The 17,026-nt window shown below is 66.5% G+C and carries 16 protein-coding genes; 1 reads left to right on the top strand and 15 read right to left on the bottom strand.

Annotation, left to right across the window (positions count from 1 at the left end):
- Positions 1 to 373: 373 nt before the first annotated feature.
- Entirely contained in the window at positions 374 to 1,168 is a 795-nt protein-coding gene (locus G5V65_RS19155; protein ID WP_165053483.1) for a hypothetical protein, read from the top strand.
- 400 nt (positions 1,169 to 1,568) lie between these two features.
- Here the strand turns inward: G5V65_RS19155 and G5V65_RS22525 are convergent, their stop codons facing one another.
- The 15 genes from G5V65_RS22525 to G5V65_RS19085 all read right to left on the bottom strand — a co-directional run bounded on the left by G5V65_RS22525 (position 1,569) and on the right by G5V65_RS19085 (position 16,705).
- A complete protein-coding gene (locus G5V65_RS22525) occupies positions 1,569 to 2,126 on the bottom strand; it encodes a DUF2285 domain-containing protein (RefSeq protein ID WP_165053480.1) in 558 nt (185 codons plus the stop codon).
- Positions 2,011 to 2,334 (bottom strand): transcriptional regulator domain-containing protein, encoded by a 324-nt coding sequence (locus G5V65_RS22925; protein ID WP_350339465.1) that lies wholly within the window; start codon positions 2,332 to 2,334, stop codon positions 2,011 to 2,013. Before G5V65_RS22925 ends, G5V65_RS22525 begins: the two co-directional genes overlap by 116 nt.
- 123 nt (positions 2,335 to 2,457) lie before the next feature.
- Entirely contained in the window at positions 2,458 to 2,733 is a 276-nt protein-coding gene (locus G5V65_RS19145) for a DNA -binding domain-containing protein (RefSeq protein WP_165053477.1), read from the bottom strand.
- Between the two features lie 57 nt (positions 2,734 to 2,790).
- On the bottom strand, positions 2,791 to 3,039 hold the full coding sequence (locus tag G5V65_RS19140; protein WP_058096061.1) for a helix-turn-helix domain-containing protein: 249 nt from the start codon (positions 3,037 to 3,039) through the stop codon (positions 2,791 to 2,793).
- Between the two features lie 281 nt (positions 3,040 to 3,320).
- Positions 3,321 to 3,647 carry a DUF736 domain-containing protein gene (locus G5V65_RS19135; RefSeq protein ID WP_058096062.1) on the bottom strand — a complete coding sequence of 109 codons (327 nt, stop codon included), beginning with the start codon at positions 3,645 to 3,647 and terminating at the stop codon, positions 3,321 to 3,323.
- 569 nt (positions 3,648 to 4,216) lie between these two features.
- Positions 4,217 to 4,657, bottom strand: a complete 441-nt coding sequence (locus G5V65_RS19130; protein ID WP_165053474.1) for a hypothetical protein — start codon at positions 4,655 to 4,657, stop codon at positions 4,217 to 4,219.
- 277 nt (positions 4,658 to 4,934) lie between these two features.
- Entirely contained in the window at positions 4,935 to 5,861 is a 927-nt protein-coding gene (locus G5V65_RS19125; protein ID WP_165053472.1) for a DUF2493 domain-containing protein, read from the bottom strand.
- Between the two features lie 339 nt (positions 5,862 to 6,200).
- On the bottom strand, positions 6,201 to 7,253 hold the full coding sequence (locus G5V65_RS19120; protein WP_165053470.1) for a DUF7146 domain-containing protein: 1,053 nt from the start codon (positions 7,251 to 7,253) through the stop codon (positions 6,201 to 6,203).
- Positions 7,253 to 11,578 carry a strawberry notch family protein gene (locus G5V65_RS19115; RefSeq protein ID WP_165053467.1) on the bottom strand — a complete coding sequence of 1,442 codons (4,326 nt, stop codon included), beginning with the start codon at positions 11,576 to 11,578 and terminating at the stop codon, positions 7,253 to 7,255. Before G5V65_RS19115 ends, G5V65_RS19120 begins: the two co-directional genes overlap by 1 nt.
- A 146-nt stretch (positions 11,579 to 11,724) precedes the next feature.
- On the bottom strand, positions 11,725 to 12,369 hold the full coding sequence (locus tag G5V65_RS19110; protein ID WP_165053464.1) for an antitoxin of toxin-antitoxin stability system: 645 nt from the start codon (positions 12,367 to 12,369) through the stop codon (positions 11,725 to 11,727).
- Positions 12,362 to 12,778 carry a hypothetical protein gene (locus G5V65_RS19105; RefSeq protein ID WP_165053461.1) on the bottom strand — a complete coding sequence of 139 codons (417 nt, stop codon included), beginning with the start codon at positions 12,776 to 12,778 and terminating at the stop codon, positions 12,362 to 12,364. Before G5V65_RS19105 ends, G5V65_RS19110 begins: the two co-directional genes overlap by 8 nt.
- A gap of 66 nt (positions 12,779 to 12,844) precedes the next feature.
- Positions 12,845 to 13,393, bottom strand: coding sequence for a hypothetical protein (locus tag G5V65_RS19100; RefSeq protein ID WP_165053458.1), 549 nt, complete (start codon positions 13,391 to 13,393; stop codon positions 12,845 to 12,847).
- Positions 13,394 to 13,588: 195 nt separating this feature from the next.
- The gene (locus G5V65_RS19095) at positions 13,589 to 13,753 is read right to left on the bottom strand and encodes a hypothetical protein (protein WP_165053455.1); all 165 of its coding nucleotides are present in this window, start codon (positions 13,751 to 13,753) and stop codon (positions 13,589 to 13,591) included.
- A gap of 416 nt (positions 13,754 to 14,169) precedes the next feature.
- Positions 14,170 to 14,475, bottom strand: a complete 306-nt coding sequence (locus G5V65_RS19090; protein ID WP_165053452.1) for a hypothetical protein — start codon at positions 14,473 to 14,475, stop codon at positions 14,170 to 14,172.
- 91 nt (positions 14,476 to 14,566) lie between these two features.
- Entirely contained in the window at positions 14,567 to 16,705 is a 2,139-nt protein-coding gene (locus G5V65_RS19085; protein WP_165053449.1) for a ParB/RepB/Spo0J family partition protein, read from the bottom strand.
- Between the last annotated feature and the right edge of the window lie 321 nt (positions 16,706 to 17,026).

Genomic DNA, 17,026 nt, shown 5'->3' with positions numbered 1-17,026 from the left:
TGCCCATTAAGGGCTGTGACGCAGATTGGAGACTGATTTGGCAATCATTACACGAACGATATCGACAACATCCCGCTCCGTCTGGTTGAGACGGATCGATCCGACAGCTACTCCGCTAAATGCTTCGGCATGGCAGGATCTGGCGCTCACAGCCATCGGCATAGCCGCCGCGCGTGAGACGTTCATGACAGCGACCCCTCACATGGCCTCGATTTGGACTGACTTGTTTCAGAGCATTCTGGCGCCCAGCCCACAGCTTCGCTGGAAAGACGACGGTCCCGGCCTCGGCAGAGATGCAAAATCTGCCTATTCCAGTCTTCTTGGCCGATACACAGCCCGCGCCTATCTAACTGCCTTTGAAGGCGTCCGAGTCATGGTACCACTGGACTTGGCCAAGCGGTGGCTCCAAAGCACGCCATTTCAGATACGGAAGGACCCATCGGGCAACGGCCTCGAAGCTGATTGGGTCGGTCTGGACGCGCATGGCCTAGTGATCGTTGAAGCCAAGGGGTCGCATGACAAAGGATCGCGTGCATGGAGAGGCCCCAGTGGCATACCGTCTGCCTTGCAAAGTGCAATCGGTCAGACTGAGCGGACTGCGGTGTTCGTTCGTGCATCCAACCGCAAACTTCCATCGAAACGCTGGGCTATCGCGTCGCGCTGGGGCACCCAGGAAAACGGCCGCGATCCAACTCTGATCGCGTGGGATCCTGAAGACGGAAAGCTGGATGGAGAGGACTATAAATCACTCGAACGTATTCTCTTGCAGGCCGACATGCAGGCTGTTGCGGCCGGGATGCGCTATACGGGTGAACATGGCGCCTTCGGCATCATTGGAGATACTGGAAGGACACCTACTATTGAGGAGGGCGCGGGCGTCAGGCTCATAGTAGGGGGGCGCCGTATCGAGCCTGGTCTTGCAGTTATCCTTGGCCCATTCGGTGCAATGCCCATTCGAAGTGCTAACGACCTGCCGCGCATAAGGCAAGCGCGGGAATTCACGCCAAATATCGCCTTGGCGTCGCTGTCGACCAACTTTATCCAATCAGTCTGCAAAGGTGAGCCTCCTGTTGAGGATCCTTTACACACAGAGGACAGAGCTGCATCACAGGGCGGGCTCACGGTGATCTGGCCCCATGAAAAGGAGGAGGTTCAGATCGACGAGTAGCAGCACTCGCGATCATCATCGTCTCCGTTTACGTCGGTACGAAGATGAAAAGCGCTGTTCGTGTGAGGCCGTCTACGCCCACAGAGCCCAAAGTTTTTTTCCAGCCAGTGCACAATCATGTAGCCAAACGGGACCAGCTTGAATTCGCTCTTTCAGATTCACTCAACAAACTGAAACTTCGTTCCGCTCTCCCGTCATCTACCTGCCGCGCATGCTGCGTGATGCACGAACGTCAGGATTGCGAAAGCTGCACTGCCGCGTTGGCCGGCCTGATGAATGTATGCAGAGGGCCGTCCTTGACGAGGCGCTCCGCGCTGCACGCGCAAATTCCGTCTGTTCTGTCTCGGTCGGTTTGGGGCCCCTGCGGTCGTAGGCACCCCTAGACTGGGCAAGGCGCACCCTATGGCTTGCGACGGTGCCGCAAGAGGCCCAGATACCCGCCGCCGATCAGCGCGGAGGCATTGCGGACGAGCGCGATGACGGATGCCCGCAGCGGGGATGTCTTCCATGGTTCACCCAAGACCCGGCGTTCCCCGTAAATCGCGATACCGATCTCGCGGTAGCTCGCGCCCGCGGCGCGCCCGTCGGCGGCCTGCATCATCAGGCGGAACCGCTGACGCTGGTAGGGGGTCATGCGGGTGTCCCGCGGGACCGGGCGCGCCTTCAGCGTCTGCCAGAACCGCTGGATCGCTTCGATCCGCCCCAGCAGGTCGTCGTCGAGGGGCAGGAGGATGGCCATGGACCCGGCACGGGTGCGCCCCGCCATGTTCAGAAAAGGCACGGAACCATCCGTGCCGAAGGCGCCATAGCGCCCTTCTTCGGCCTCCGCCTGCGACGGCAGATCAAGCGCAATGGGCCGCGGCAAGGGCGGCTGGAAAGCGGGCGCCTCGCCGACAAGCACGGTGCCCGGATTGGCGTGCGGAGACCAGATCACCGGCTGGTCGAGGATGGAGAGCATTGGGTCGGCCGGAAAATCGCAGGCCCCAGCGATGCTGGGCTTCCTCCTCGAACGGGGCACTCTCGGCCTTTTGCGTCACGATGTCAGCGAAGCGCGCCTGATAGTCGAGATCGCGGCGCAGGCATTCCCAGGCGATGCCTTCAACCGAAAGCTCATCGTAGAAGTCGTAGGAGTCCTGGTTTCGCCACTTCGATGTATCCGGCCCCATCTCTCAACCCTCGACAGAGTCAACACACGTATGGGGTGAAAAGATTCCAGCGCAGGGAAGCTGGGAAAAGGCACGGAAGGATGCAGCAGATGATGCCGTTGCAGCATCACCTCGCGCAGGAAGTCACGGGGTGCCGGAACCCGGACCCAGAAGCTGCCGATATCCACTCTGCGTCATCCAGCGCGCCCGCGCCAGATGGCTGTCATGGACCCGCCGCGCGCGATCGGGTTCACGGATAGGGTCGATCCCGAACAGGACCTCGACGGCCTCGGTCCAATCCGCGCCATCGGCTGTCGCATCGAGAAGCCGCATGTAGAGCTTGATGTGCCTGCGGTCGTAATCGGTAATGTCGGCGCTGGTGGGGGCAATCTCGTCGAAGGCCGGGGTCGTGGGCTTCATGGCGCGGTCCCCGGGAGCATCGGCACAGCAAGCCGTCTGTCACACCGCCCTGTCGCGTCAGTGGGTCTTCTCGTCTCGGCCATGCTCCAGCATCACTCCCTGCCCGCGCTTGTCAGACAGGATGACGATCCCTGCGGCCTCGAGTGCCCGGCGAACCTGATCCCGTGTCGATTCATACACCTCAAGCCGGTTCTCGGACTCGAGGCGTTTCAGGGCAGTCAGGGATATTCGGGCCTTGTCAGCGAGCGTCTCCTGCGTCCAACCCAGCAACGCGCGTGCGGCCCGCGACTGTCGAGCGGTGATCATGCATGATCACCTCCCATCGCGACCGGCGCGCATTCCAGAACTACGACTATTTTAGTCGCTCTCGCCCGATCCGCCACTGGAAACTGCGGTTTCGCCGTGCGGCCTATGCCGTTGTGAATTCCCGCGATTCGCCGCCAGCGCCGGCTCCACCTGCGGCGGCGGCCGGCCGCGCCGGTCCCTGCAGGTCACGCTGTGGCCCCGGCGCGGTCGCGGTGGGCATCGCCTTTCATGGCAGACATGGAAAAGGCCCCGGCCTTGCGACCGGGGCCTTGTGGTCCGCGTCAGTCGGCGCGGCGGCCGTTGGGGCGGGACCAGATCAGCGAGAAGCCCTCGCCGTCCTCGTCGTCGAAGAGGTTGGCGTAGATCGGGGCGGTGAAGCTCGGATCGTCGAGCTTGAGGCCCAGATAGTCGCGGCCCTCGTTCGAGCGCTTGGACCAGGCGGCGCCGATCTCGGCGCGGCCGACCAGAACCCGGTGGCTGGGGGCGTTCTCGCCGGTGGCGCGCTGGTCGGGGACGATGCGCACGCCCTTGGCCTGGACGCTGAGGGTGACGATGTCGCCGGTGAATTCGTTCGTGCCGGTCTTCTTGAAGGTGCCGATGGTCGCCATGGTAAGTCTCCGTTTTCCGTTTCCGAGCCCGCACCATTGCGGCCTCGATGGCGATCGACAGGACGGAGACGACTGCTGGCGCACCCCCGCCCGGCGGGGGCCTGACAGCACAGGAGGAACTTTCTTGTTCCCGCGAGGAATGGCGGCCTTCAGGCCGACAGGGGAAGAAAGTTGTGACGACGCTGTTGCGCCGAAGCGGTCGAGGCGAAGCCGGTGTTCGGCCAGATCAGGCCATTGAAGAGGCCGTATGGAGCGGTCTGGACACGGGGAGCAGACGGAGACACTGGCGACAGGCCCCCGCCAAGGCAGGCAGGACGGGACCAAACCGGTGATCCGCCTTGCCCTTCCGGGCCTTGCGCATTGTCCAACCCGAACCATGCCACCGGCAGCGCCCCTGACGGGGGCGGTGACAGCCCGCCGATGCGGCCTTGCCCGTCCCGCGCTCTGGACAGGACAAGAAAAGGGCCTCACGTCGATCCGAAGGAACGCACCCGATCCCGCCCCGCAACCCGTCGAGACAGGCCGGCAGGGCTTTCTTGCTCTGGTCGCCCCACCTGCCTGCCCGGCCTTCAGCCGCGGGCCAGGCTCCCGCCCGCATCGCCGGGGGCCGCCATGCCTGCGACCCGCAGAAAGGCTGTGATGCCCACCGCGACCGCGCCGATGATGGCAAAGACGACCTGCCAGGTTTCTGATGGCACAAGGAGCCGGGTGATCCCCAACGTGGCGTGGAACCCTGCCACGCCGGCTGGGGCGACGAAGGCCAGCGCAATCAGGAACCGCGCCCAGAGCGGACGGACGACCATCAGAAGGCCCTGACCAAGCGCCAGAACAAGCCCGGCACCTACGAGGCCGATCACGGTCGCACCCAGCCACCCGGCACAGGTCCCATAGGCCCAGGTGCCAAGGGTGACGCCTGCAAAGAACGGCAGCGCGAAGACAGCGAGATTGAACAGCAGCCAGCACATCGTGCCGATGGCCGCCAGAGAGACGAGGATTCCGACAAAGATCATGACGGTGGCTCCGCACAAAAGGTTGGACGGTTGCGCCTCCACCACCACCACGGCGCGAACAGAAAGATAGCATTGATTTAGGTCGGCAGCGAGCCTCAGGTAACTTGCATCGGCGGCGGCCGCTGCATGCAGCGGTGGCGTCCGCGGTGATCACCTCAACCTTTGCCAGTAGCCAAATACCGGGGTTTCAGTCCGGCAGGCCCGAGCATCGGAGAGAGCACCCCAGCGATGCGGGTCAATCGAACCGCAGTGTCGGACGTCACGGCGTTGGCAGCGCTTACGCGCTGCCCGCCCCGAGGCGGATGACCGGGATGCCCATCTTGCGGGCCTTGTCGGCGAGGTTGTCCTGGATGCCGGTGCCCGGGAAGACGATGACCCCGATCGGCAAGGTGGCGAGCATATGGTCGTTGCGCTTGAAGGGTGCGGCCTTGGCGTGTTTTGTCCAGTCGGGCTTGAAGGCGACCTGGGGGACCTTGCGGTTGCTGGCCCAGGTGGCGGCGATCCGTTCGGCGCCTTTCGGCGATCCGCCATGCAGCAGGACCATGTCCGGGTGCTTGGCATGGACCTGATCGAGCTTGTCCCAGATCAGGCGATGGTCGGTGGTTTCGCCGCCCGAGAAGGCGATCTTCGGCCCTGCGGGCAACAGCACCTCGGCATCGGCCCGGCGTTTGGCGGCCAAGAAGTCGCGGCTGTCGATCATGGCCGCGGTCATCTGGCGGTGGTTGAGGCGCGAGCCGGTGCGCGGCGACCAGGGGGTGCCGAGCGTGCGCAGATAGATGTCGGCGGCGGTTTCGCAGAAGAGCTCGAGACTGTCGCGGCGATCCAGCAGGCTCTGCCCGATGGCGATCAGCGTCTCGAGCTGGACGGATTTGACCTCGGAGCCGTCCTGTTCGCGCTGCAGCCGCTTCTGGGCCTGCTCGTTGTCGTCGAGCTTGCCCTCGATCCGCAGGACCGCGCGGTGGAAGGTGTTGACGGTCGACCAGAGGATCTCGTCGAGGTCGAAGTCGAGGCTGGTGTCGGCCATGGTGGAGATCAGGGCGTCGAAGATGTCGGCGACCGCGGTGCGGATGACGTCATCCTCGGGCGTGATCCGGGGGTCGGCCTCGTCCTCGATGGGACGATAGCCGTAGAGTTCAAGGGCTTCGATGACATGGCCGGTGGGCGAGGTGCTGTGATCGGCGTCGAAATCGTCGTGGGCGTACATGAGAGGCGTCCTTGGGCTGGACCGCGACCGTCGCGGCCTTCGTGGCGACGAAAGCCCACGGGCGGACCGGTCAGGCAGCCCGAGCCTCTGGCGAGGGCCTTGATGGCCAAGCCCGGGTGATTTGGATCGCGCTGTAAAGGCGGGCCTTCCGGGGTCCCCGCGCGACCTGTCGCGTGGGGTGGATGCCCGCCGACGGAAATCAGTCGGGCGCCGCCATTGCCGGGCCGGGCCGCTTGTGGGCCGCTCGCCCTCTCGAAGGCCGAGGCGCGGTCCTCCTGCCCGGTGACGCAGCCCTCCCGCGCCCATGATCCTTTCGCCACAGGCCGATCCGCTGCCCCGTCAAGGCGGCTGCATCGGACCCATGAAGCGGCTCACGTCCTCCGGGGTGAGTTGAGGCCGGACCCATGCCCGAAGCGCATCCCGCCCGCGCCACACGAGATCGTCGTTGAAATCCCCCAGCATCGGCGAGAGTGCCAGCGCCTCGACCCCGGCCTCGCTGGCCCGGGCGACCAGCGCCTCGCGCGCGATCCGCCCTGCCGGATCGTTGTCGCAGACGATATAGAGCCTGCGCAGCGGCACTGGAAGCAGGAGGGCTGCCAGGTGACCCGCGGACAGGGCGGCGACCATCGGCATTCCGGGCAAGATCTGGCGCAGCGACAGGATCGTCTCGATGCCCTCGCCCGCTGCCAGGATATCCTGCGCGCGGCCGAACCGGACGCCGTGCCTGAGAAGCGTGCCCATCGCCTTTCGCGGTGGATCGAGAGGGGCCTTCTGCCTGCCATCGCGAGCAAGCCAGGTGCGATGCGCGCCGGTGATCGTCCCTTCGAGATCGGTGACGGCCGCAATCAGCGCGGGCCAGGTCTCGGTCCGTCCCTTGCCCTCGGGCCGCCAGTAGCAGTCGGGAAGGAAGCGCAACGGGTCGTCGGCCTGCACATCGGCAAGGCCGCGCTCGCGCAGATAGGTTTCGGCAAGGCTACCCGCGATTGGCCGGGCCATGCGCCAGAGCCGCTGCGCCGCGCCTGTCGAGCCGGATGGTCCTGAGGTATGCGGCGAGTGGTTGCCCGGTGCGGCCGGCACCTCCTGCGGCAAGCTGAGAAACCGGCGGGCCTCCTCGGCGATCTCGGCAAACTCCACCAGTCCGAGGCTCTCTCGGATGACGTCCAGCAGGTCGCCATGTTCGGCACTGGCCGCATCGACCCATTTTCCGGCCGCCCCCTTGCCCGAGGCCCCGCCAGTCAGCCGGACGAACATCGACCGGCCCGGCGTGTTGCGCACATCGCCGACCAGCCAGTAGTTGCCCTGCTTGCGCCCGTTCGACAGGTAATGACGACAGACCGCCTCGGCCTGTCGGCCGAGACGTTCCGCCAGATCGGTGGCCGTGAGCCGGGTCATCACGCCGCCTCCCGATCGCCGATCCGCTCGATCGGAAACCGCGCGAAAAGCTTTCCGAGCACCTCGATGCCGGTGGCGTCGACGGGCACGAAGAAGCGCAGCTTCCAGGCGATGATCTCGGTGAAGAGACCATAGGCCCGCAGCCGCTCGCGTATCGCCTCGGTGAAGCCAAAGAGCTCGATCCGCTGCACGCCCATGACACGCGCGCGGCGGAGTTGCAGCCCCTCAGCGAGATCAAGGATGGTGCGCCCCTCCATCAGCGCGGCATGAGCGGCTTCCGGGGTCAGGCGCGCCACCGTCCCGGTGACCGAGGCCGTCGCGGCCCAGGCGGGCGAGACGCGGCGACCGATGATCCGTTCGCCATCGTCGGCCTGCAGGCGATAGACGCGGGTCGAGTCCGGTGGCAGGCGCTTCCAGATCGGCAGCAGAAGCCCCGTCACCATGTGCAGCGTGCTTTCGGTGAACTCCGGTACGCCCGCGCATTCCGCATCCCAGGCCGAACAGAAGCGGGCGACATCGCCCTCGCCCCAATGGGTCTCGCCCATCAGGCGCAAGGGCACGGCCTGCGCCTCCATGGGCCGGATCAGCCGCACCCGGCGCTCGATCTCGCCATCGTCGAGCATGATGCTGGTCGTGGGGATCTGCACGGCGGCCCGGCCCGAGCGTTCGTTGATGAGGAGCTTCGCCCGCGGATCGGAGAGTTCGGCCAGCGCCGCCTCGCGGGTGACAGGCTGGTTCCGACGGCGCTCCGCGATGGTCAGAAGCCGGGTTTCGGCGCCAGTGCCGGGATGGGTGTGGATCACCTGGCGGTCGATGACCCGGAAGCTTTCGGCGCGCAGGGTCTCGAGCCCCATGTCGTAGCTGCCCGAGGCCATGGCTCCGGCGATGCGCGCCTCGAGCAGCTGCTCGAAGGCGGCAAAGAGGATCCCCTGCAGCGCGATGGGCAGGGCCAGCAGACGGTTAAGGAAAGTTGTGATCGACGGCAGGTCATCCTTCAGGCCCGTTGCATCCATCAGCTTGAGGCCGGTGGCCGCCTCGAAGGCGTCCAGCGAGCAGCCCTCCACCTTGCCCTTCGCAATCAACTGGTAGAGCTGGCGCAGCGCATCGCGGGCATAGGCCGATTCCAGATTGTCCTCAGGCCGGAACAGCCCCTGTCCGCCGGTCTGGCGCTGGCCGCGGGTGATCGCGCCCAGCGTGTCGAGGCGGCCGGCGATGGTCGAAAGGAAGCGTTTCTCGGCCTTCACATCGGTCGCGATGGGCCGGAAGAGCGGCGGCTGGGCCTGATTGGTGCGGTTCGTACGGCCAAGGCCCTGGATCGCCGCATCCGCCTTCCAGCCCGGTTCCAGCAGGTAATGGACCCGCAGCCGCTGGTTCCTTGCGCCAAGATCGGCGTGGTAGCTCCGCCCCGTGCCGCCCGCGTCGCTGAAAACGAGGATCCGCTTGCGGTCGTCCATGAAGGCGGAGGTCTCGGCAAGGTTTGCCGAGACTGCTCGGTTTTCGACGGCAAGACGCGCCTCGCGCCCCTCGCCCTTGCGCACGATCCGGCGCGAACGCCCCGTCACTTCGGCGACCTGATCCGTCCCGAAATGCTGGACGATCTGGTCGAGCGCGCCAGGCACCGCCGGAAGACCGGCAAGGTGTTCGATCAGCGCCTCGCGCCGCGTGACCGCCTCGCGGCATTCCACGGGCTGGCCATCGCGGAACACAGGGCGCGACGAGAGGTTGCCCTCCCCGTCGGTGAAAGGCTCATGCAGCTGAACCGGGAAGGAATGCTGCAGGTAAGACAGGACATACTCACGGGGTGACAAGTCCGTATTCAGGTCATTCCAGTCCTCGGTCGGGATCTCTGAAAGCCGCCGTTCCATCAGCGCCTCGCCGGTGGAGACGATCTGGACGACGCTGGCATGGCCCGCCGCAAGGTCCCCTTCGATCGCCCGCAGGAGCGTCGGGGTCTTCATCGAGGTCAGGAGGTGGCCGAAGAACCGCTGCTTGGTGCTCTCAAAGGCCGAGCGCGCGGCGGATTTCGCCTGCCGGTTCAGCGTGCCTTCACGCCCGGTGATGTTGGCCGCCTCCATTGCTGCGTCGAGGTTGTTGTGGATGACGGCGAAGGCCCCGGCATAGGTATCATAGATGCGGCGCTGCTCCGGGCTGAGGCGGTGTTCCAGAAGGTCATACTCCACGCCCTCATAGGAGAGGGACCGGGCGGTATAGAGGCCAAGCGCCCGCAGGTCGCGGGCCAGCACCTCCATGGCGGCGACGCCGCCCGCCTCGATCGCCGCGACGAATTCGGCGCGGGTGGCGAAAGGGAAATCCTCGCCGCCCCAGAGCCCGAGGCGCTGCGCATAGGCGAGGTTGTGCACGGTGGTCGCCCCGGTTGCCGAGACATAGACAATGCGCGCCTCGGGCAGGGCATGCTGAAGCCGCAGCCCCGCCCGGCCCTGCTGTGATGCGGCGACATCGCCGCGTTCGCCCTTCCCGCCCCCGGCATTCTGCATGGCATGGCTCTCGTCGAAGATGATGACCCCGTCGAAGTCGCGGCCCAACCAATCGACGATCTGGCGGACCCGCGAAACCTTCTCGCCGCGGTCGTCGGAGCGCAGCGTGGCATAGGTGGTGAACAGGATGCCTTCGGCCAGCGTGATCGGCTTGCCCTGCGCAAAGCGCGCGAGCGGGGTGATCAGAAGCCGCTCCTGCCCGAGCGCCTGCCAGTCGCGCTGCGCATCCTCGATCAGCTTGTCGGATTTGCTGATCCAGAGAGCCTTGCGCCGCCCGCGGAGCCAGTTGTCGAGGAGGATTCCAGCCGATTGCCGCCCCTTCCCCGCCCCGGTGCCGTCACCCAGCATGAAGCCACGCCGGAAGCGGACCGCCCCCTCGGCCGCGTCGGGCGCGGCGCTTACCGTGTCGAAGGTGGCATCGACCGTCCAGGACCCGGCCAAATGACCCGCATGCGCCTCGCCCGCATAGATCACGGTCTCGAGCTGGGCCTCGGACAGGCGGGTGCGGATGTCGGACGGCAACAGGGGTCGATAGGTCGGAGGCGGCGGCGCGACAGAGGCCATGGCGGCGGATTGCACCAGCCGGGTCGGATGCGGTTCAGCGCCGGGGATGCGGATCGCTTGCAGCGCATAGGGCTCGTAGATCGCATCGGACAGGCGTCCGCCCTCGGGCGGCGTCCAGTCGATGGCGTCATAGGCCAGTTCGACAGCTTCGGAATCCCTGCCTTGCGTCGGCACAGGACGTGCCGGGCGGATTGGCCGACCACGCGCCCCGCGGACTGGCAGCGACAAAGAGCGGCCGACCGGAGCGGTCACCTGCGGCACGGACACCGGCAGGCGCTCGGGCACGTGCGCCGCGATCCATGCGAGCAGCGTCTGCACATTCGGTGCAACGCCCGGCGAGGTGGGAAAGGCGGCGGGCTCCTCGGCAGGCTGCTTGTCGATCACGGTCAGCCGCGTCTCGATCGTGGTGCCATGCCGCGCATAGACCGACCCGTCGATCGCGGCGGAAAAGACCACCCGACCGCGCGCCTGAAGCCGGATGAAGGCGTCCTGCCAGGCCGGTGCCTCAGGCCCGAAACCCGTCCCGGTGATGGCGACCAGCCGCCCGCAGGGCGCAAGACGCGCGAGCGCCGAAGCGACGTGTCGGAAGGCGGCCTCCGTATTGCGCCCGGCGACATGGGCCAGGGCCGAGAACGGCGGGTTCATCACGACGACGGACGGCACGAGCCCCGCATCCAGATGGTCATCGATCTGTGCGGCATCGACGCGCGACAGGATCGCGGCCGGAAAGAGGGCGGAGAGGAGAGCGGCGCGCGTGTCCGCGAATTCGTTGAGGATCTGCCTGCCGCCCAGCGTTTCCGCGAGAATGGCCATCAGGCCGGTGCCTGCCGAGGGTTCAAGCACGACATCCTCAGGGGTGATCCGAGCCGCCGCCAGAGCCGCAAGGCCGAGCGGGATCGGTGTGCTGAACTGCTGGAAACTCTGACTGTCCTCCGAGCGGCGGGTCTGGGTGGGCATCAGGGCCGAGATTTTCGTGAGCTGCGCCAGACGGGCGTCCATGCTGACGGCCTTGCGGAACAGCGCAGGGCCATACTTGCGGAGGAACAGAACCGTGGCGACCTCGCAGGCCTCATAGGCCGATTTCCAATCCCAGACGCCAGCTGCGTCCGAGGCCCCGAAGGCGGTCTCCATGGCCGCGCGCAGGATCGCGGCATCGATGCGCGCGCCGCGCTCGAGATGGGAAAGCAGAAGCCGCGCCGCGGCCAGGATGGCCGTGGCAGGCGAAATCGATGCGGCCGGATCGGTCGCGGGGGAAAGGCTGTTCATGTCGGATGACCTCGGGAGAGCGGGATGGGTAAGGCTCCGGAGGGCGCTCTCTCCCCCGCCCGGACCCGCCCTGTCGCGGCCCCCCTCTCCCTCTCGCAAGCGCCGCAAAGAAGAAGCGCCCCGACCTCGCGGTGGGGCGCTGTAGGTCACCCGAAGCGGCGACCGGCTTCGGTGAAGGTGTAATCATTGGCGCGAAGGCTCTCGTCGACCGCCTCGTCGGAGGTCAGATAGTCGTACTCCCGCTCGAGCTGCCGGTAGAGCCAGCGGGCGAGATCCCGCAGCGCCTCGGTGACGATGTCCTCGGCATCGGGCGTCATGTCCTGCCCGGTCTGGCTGTCGCGTTCGACACTGATGCGCATGCTGTATTCGTGGGTGTAATGGCCGTGATGGGAGATCTCGGCGCGCAACTGAAAGAAGTTGCGCCGCTGGATCGCCTGCAGCCGGTCCGCGATGCAATGCAGCACGGCATCCTGCGGGGCATGGGCACGCAGACGGGCCGCTGCAACCCTGGCGTGTCGCCAGACCCCTTCGTAGCAGGCACCGTCGCCTTGCGACCAGAAACCCCGGAACCAGATGCAGGGGTCCTGCCGCGTGCCGCCCCCCATGAGGCGGACGGTCCGGGTGCGGAAGCGGATGCCGAGGATTTCAGCAATGCTCTGGAAATCCTCGTAGACGGCATCGTACCAGTCGTAGTCGAAGCCTCCCTGGCGATACCAGGCGCGGGCTTTTTCCTTCGCCGCCTCGGACAGTTCATCGAGGCGGTAGACCGTGGTTTCGATCACTTCAGGCATGGCTGGCACCTTCCGTCAGCAGGGCCGACAACCAGCCATCGGTGGAGATCCAGTCGACCGTCTCGCCGGTCGCGAGGTCGATGACATGCGCCCCGCCGCCGAACCCGTCGACCCTGGGTCTCGAGCAGGTCGTGGCAAATTGCAGGCCCCATCGGCCCGTCAGGCCGAAGGCGGCGGCGCAGGTTCTGACGAACTGGAGGACATGGGCGGGATCGCCGGTACCCTCGTCGCGCATCCAGAGCACGGTGCCGCCGTGCTCGGGCTGGATGGACAGCACGAACCCGTCCGAGGGCGGGTCCTCCGTCGCGTTCTGTTGCGACAAGGCGGTATAGAGCTCGAGCGCGCGGGCGGCATTCTCTGGGGTGCCCACGTCAAGCAGGCAGGAAAACTGCGTGTAGTAATCAGCCATGACAGCCTCTGGACAAGCGAAGGCCCGGTGCGCGACCGGGCCGGTTTCGGGAAAAAGACACGGAAATCAGGCGGCTTGCGGCAGGCTGAGCAGCGCCGCCGCTTCTTCCCGCCAGAAGGGATCGACCAGCCGCGCTTCGAGGAGGCTGGCCCGGTCCCGCAGGGTCCTTGCGACATTGGGATCCCAGCGCCCTTCGGCGGCGAAGGCCTGGCCTCGCAGGCCGCTCGCCTCGGTCAAGATCCGGCGCGCCTCGGCGTCGGAGGCGACGGGCGGTTGCCAGAGGATGACCCCGGCGCGGATCGCTCCGGCGAGGACGAGACCATGCGCGCGATCCTCAATCACCGCCAGACGCGGCTGAAAGTCGGAAAGAGCGACTGCGCCCGGATAGTCGCCTTTGGATACGAGCTGGGCAGCAAGGCGCATGGCCGCTTCGGCACAGGTGACCTCGCCGAGCGAAAAACACTGCTCTCGCGGCGCCTCGGCATCGTCAGGACTGATGCGGCCGAGGCAGGAGACGCGCAGCGGCAGCCTCCGCGCGCCCTGCAGCGCGGGAAGGACGTCATGGGCCAGGATCTGGCCGATGGGGCGGAAACCGCCCTGGCGGGAAAGGGTCATCGGGATCACTCCGGGACAGGCGGCGGAGGCCTCTCCTCCACCTCGCACCCGTCACGGCCCAAAGGCCCGCCCTCTTCCTCTCCGCCGGGGCTGCGGCCCCCGGCCTGGCGCGTGCCGAGGCGCTGCCATGGCAGCGGAAAAACCCGGAACCCGCGCGCGGGTCCGGGCCGTGCAGGCCTGAGGCGCTGCTGCGCCTCAGGCCCAGGGATTGAGCTCCAGTTTCACCATGCTCTCCTCGCCGTCGAATTCATCGGCGGGCATGGCGCCATGGGTGCCGTCACCGGCCTCGAACACGACGATCGACACGAGCAATGTGGCGGCGAGGCTGGCGGCGAAGGCGATGGCATCTGCGTAGGACATGGGTTCCGGCTCCTGTCTTGTGGCCGGGGGACCATCCCCCGCGCGACAGGCGCCCGAAGTGTCTGACCGGATCTGCACTCACCCTCGCGTGTTCAGGCACCTGAACGCCGAGGGCGGCACGCGGGCGTAAGCCGACCCCTGTGGGGTTGAATGCCAAAAAGACGGATCAGACCAAGGTCAACGAATGGAAGCGGGGGATGGTCTTTGCGGCAGATCGGAAGCCGGGATCCCGTCACAGATGCCCTGCCGTGCCAGCCTTGACGCGCGGCGGGTCGTTCCGAGCAGAACCGCAGGCCGGTGCCACCGCAGCCTATCCCGGCACTTGAATGCGGGCAGAGAGTTCCGGTGAAACTGGCGCGCGATCCACACACGGGCATGCAGCCAAGCCTGAAAGTGCGGAAGACTTCGCCGGGGATTCAGTCCCAGAGCCCCTCCGCGATCTCGCGCGCGACCATGGCACGCGCCTTCAGAATGACTTCGTCGCCGGACAGGTCGGCATGGCCAAAGAACCGGGCCCTTGCGCCATGGTGCAGCCAGTCGGCGTAACGGCAATACTCGCGCGCTTCCAGACGGAAGGCGCGCAGGTCTTCGGCCCAGTGAGGCTTCGGCTCCACGACGACGGTGATCCCGTCGCATGTCTCTTCCCAGGGAAGCGACCGCTCGGCCATCGGGTTGGTGCGGTCCTCGCGGAAAATCTCGTCGACATCGATGACAGGGCGCATGGGGTCTCCAAAAGCAGAAAGGCCCGGCACATGGCCGGGCCAGGAAATGAAGATCGGGCAAGATGGGGCGACCTGCGCCGCCCCAGAGGGATCACTCGGCAGCCACGGGCGGCTGCGTCTCATCCTCATCTTCGGCCGGTGCATCGTCCTCACCCGCGAGGAAGTCGGGCAGGTCGTCGCCCTCGGACCCAGACGCCGTGTCGACATCGGCACCCGAATCCGGAAGGGCCTGGCGAAGCGGCTCCGGCAGCCAGCCGGTATCCGCCAGCAGGCGCTCGGCCTCCTTGGCCATCTCGCCCTTCTTCAGGTGCGCGATCAGATCGGCCGCGCGGTCACCCGCACCTTCCCGCACCGCCTCGATGATGCGCGGCTTGGTCACCCGGCCGAGGTAGTTCTCGACCGTCGGCCGCCAGCCCGCCGCGAACATGTCGAGGCCCGTCGCCTGCGCCAGACGATCAGCCTGCGCAAGGCGCTGCGCCAGCCCGTGCTGGCTCACTCCCATGCCGCCATAGGGGTTCGGCTTCTCGTAGAGCGCGTTGACCCCGAAGCTCACGCAATGCGCCAGAAGCTCCATACGCGACGCGTCGTCGAGGGCGTCGAGCCAGTCCCACAGCGCCGCATCGTCGGTCGGCACGTGATCGCCCCAGCGTTCATGCCGCTCGGCGATCGAGAGGGCCGAGGCGCTGTCGCGCAAATCCTCGGCCTGCGCCGGGAAATGCACCTCGCGGACCTGCGCCTCGAGGCAGCCCCTTCCGGACTGCCGCAGGAAGCTGTCCGACACCAGCCGATGCAGAAGCGCGGTCAGGGCGACATGGGGGGATTTCGCCACGGCATCCCGCAAGGCCAGGGTGCGATGGGCGGTCAGTTCGGTGACAAGGCGGTCCGGCAGGGGCCGGATCGCATCCGCCCCATCCTCTTCGTCGTCGCCCTCCACGGCCGCGCCGCCGATGGTGATGACAGCCCGCGTCGGCTGGCCCGGTTCAGCCCCTGTGGGCCGGAACCCATCTGCGCCATCGGCCCCCTCACCCTCGGGTTCCGCGACCGCCTCGTCCTCGGGCCGGACATACCCCCGCTCGACCCGCAGCCGACCGTCGGAGTCGATGCTGACGAAGGCACCCGCCTTTGCCATCTGACCGGGGGCATAGACCATCGGGCGGCTGTCGAAGGCCTCGAGCGCCGCCTCGATCTCGCCGAGCCGCTGGTCAATGTCATCAGGCAGCTCCTCTGCCTCGGCATACTCGGCTTCCAGCCGGTCGTATTCGTCGCGCAGCGCCTCGCGCGTCGCGCGCTCATCATCCGCCAGGTCGACAGTCGTACCCGCTAGTTGCCGAAGCCCCTGCAGATGGCCGTAGGGGAAGTTCACGGCGACCTCGATCCACTTCCAGCCCTCGGCGGCGATGGTCTCGGCCTCGGCCTTCAGCTTCTCGCCGACCAGCCGGTCGAGTAGCACCGGATCCTGCAGCCAGCCGCCGTCGTCCTGCTGGAACAGATCGCGCAGGACAGAGCCCCCCGCAGCCTCATAGGCGTCGATGCCGACGAACAGCGCCCGCTTGTCCGAGGCGCGCACAGTGGTTTCGGTCAGAAGGCGGCGTATGTGATAGGGCTCTTTCTGCCAGCCGTTCCCGATCGCCTCCCAGACCTGTTCCTGCCGGGCGTGATCCTCCGAGACCGTGAAGGCCATCAGTTGCTCGAGCGTCATGCCATCCTCGGCGTAGATCTCCAGAAGCGCGGGCGCGACCGACGCGAGGCGCAGGCGCTGCTTCACCACCTTGGCATCCAAGAAGAAGGCCGCGGCGATCGCATCCTCGGTCATGCCTTTGTCGCGCATGGCCCGGAAGGCGCGGAACTGATCCAGCGGATGCAGCGGCGCACGTTCGATGTTCTCGGCGAGCGACAGCTCGTCGATCAGGATGCCGGTCTGCGCCTCGGACAGAACGCAGGGCACGGGCGCGGTCTTGGCAAGGCGCTTCTGCTTGACCAGAAGCTCCAACGCCCGGAACCGGCGCCCGCCCGCCGGGACCTCGAAGAGCCAGGTTTCCTGACCATCGGCGTCAAGGAGAGGCCGGACATGCAGGGACTGGATCAGCCCGCGCCGGGCGATCGACTCGGCCAGCTCCTCGACCGAGACCCCGGCCTTGACGCGCCGGACGTTCGCCTGGCTCAGCACCAGCTTGTTGAAGGGAATGTCGCGCGAGGACGACAGCGTGATCTTGTGGATGGCAGAGGCCATGGTCGCAACTCCATGACGGGCGCCGGGGAGCCTCTCTCTCCGGCCTCCAACCCGTCACGGAACCCAAACCCCACCTCTATCTCTAGGCGTGGGGAACCCGATGATCCTTCGCATCGCGGGACGCGCACCAGCCGCCCCATGGCCGCCATCAAATGGTCGGCAGCACTTTCGCAAATGCAAGCTGCGTTGCCGACAAATCCTTCAAAGTGATCCAGTTAGGAGATTGTCGAGTTGTTGAGCTCATCCCACATTCTCCAAGTAAGTCGCTGATTTCGCTGTCGTAATCGTGATATTTCGCATATAAATCATGGCGTTGACGGC

This window comes from Paragemmobacter kunshanensis, assembly GCF_011059185.1.
GTDB classification, from domain to species: Bacteria; Pseudomonadota; Alphaproteobacteria; order Rhodobacterales; family Rhodobacteraceae; genus Paragemmobacter; species Paragemmobacter kunshanensis.
This window is presented reverse-complemented; position numbering and strand designations above follow the sequence as displayed.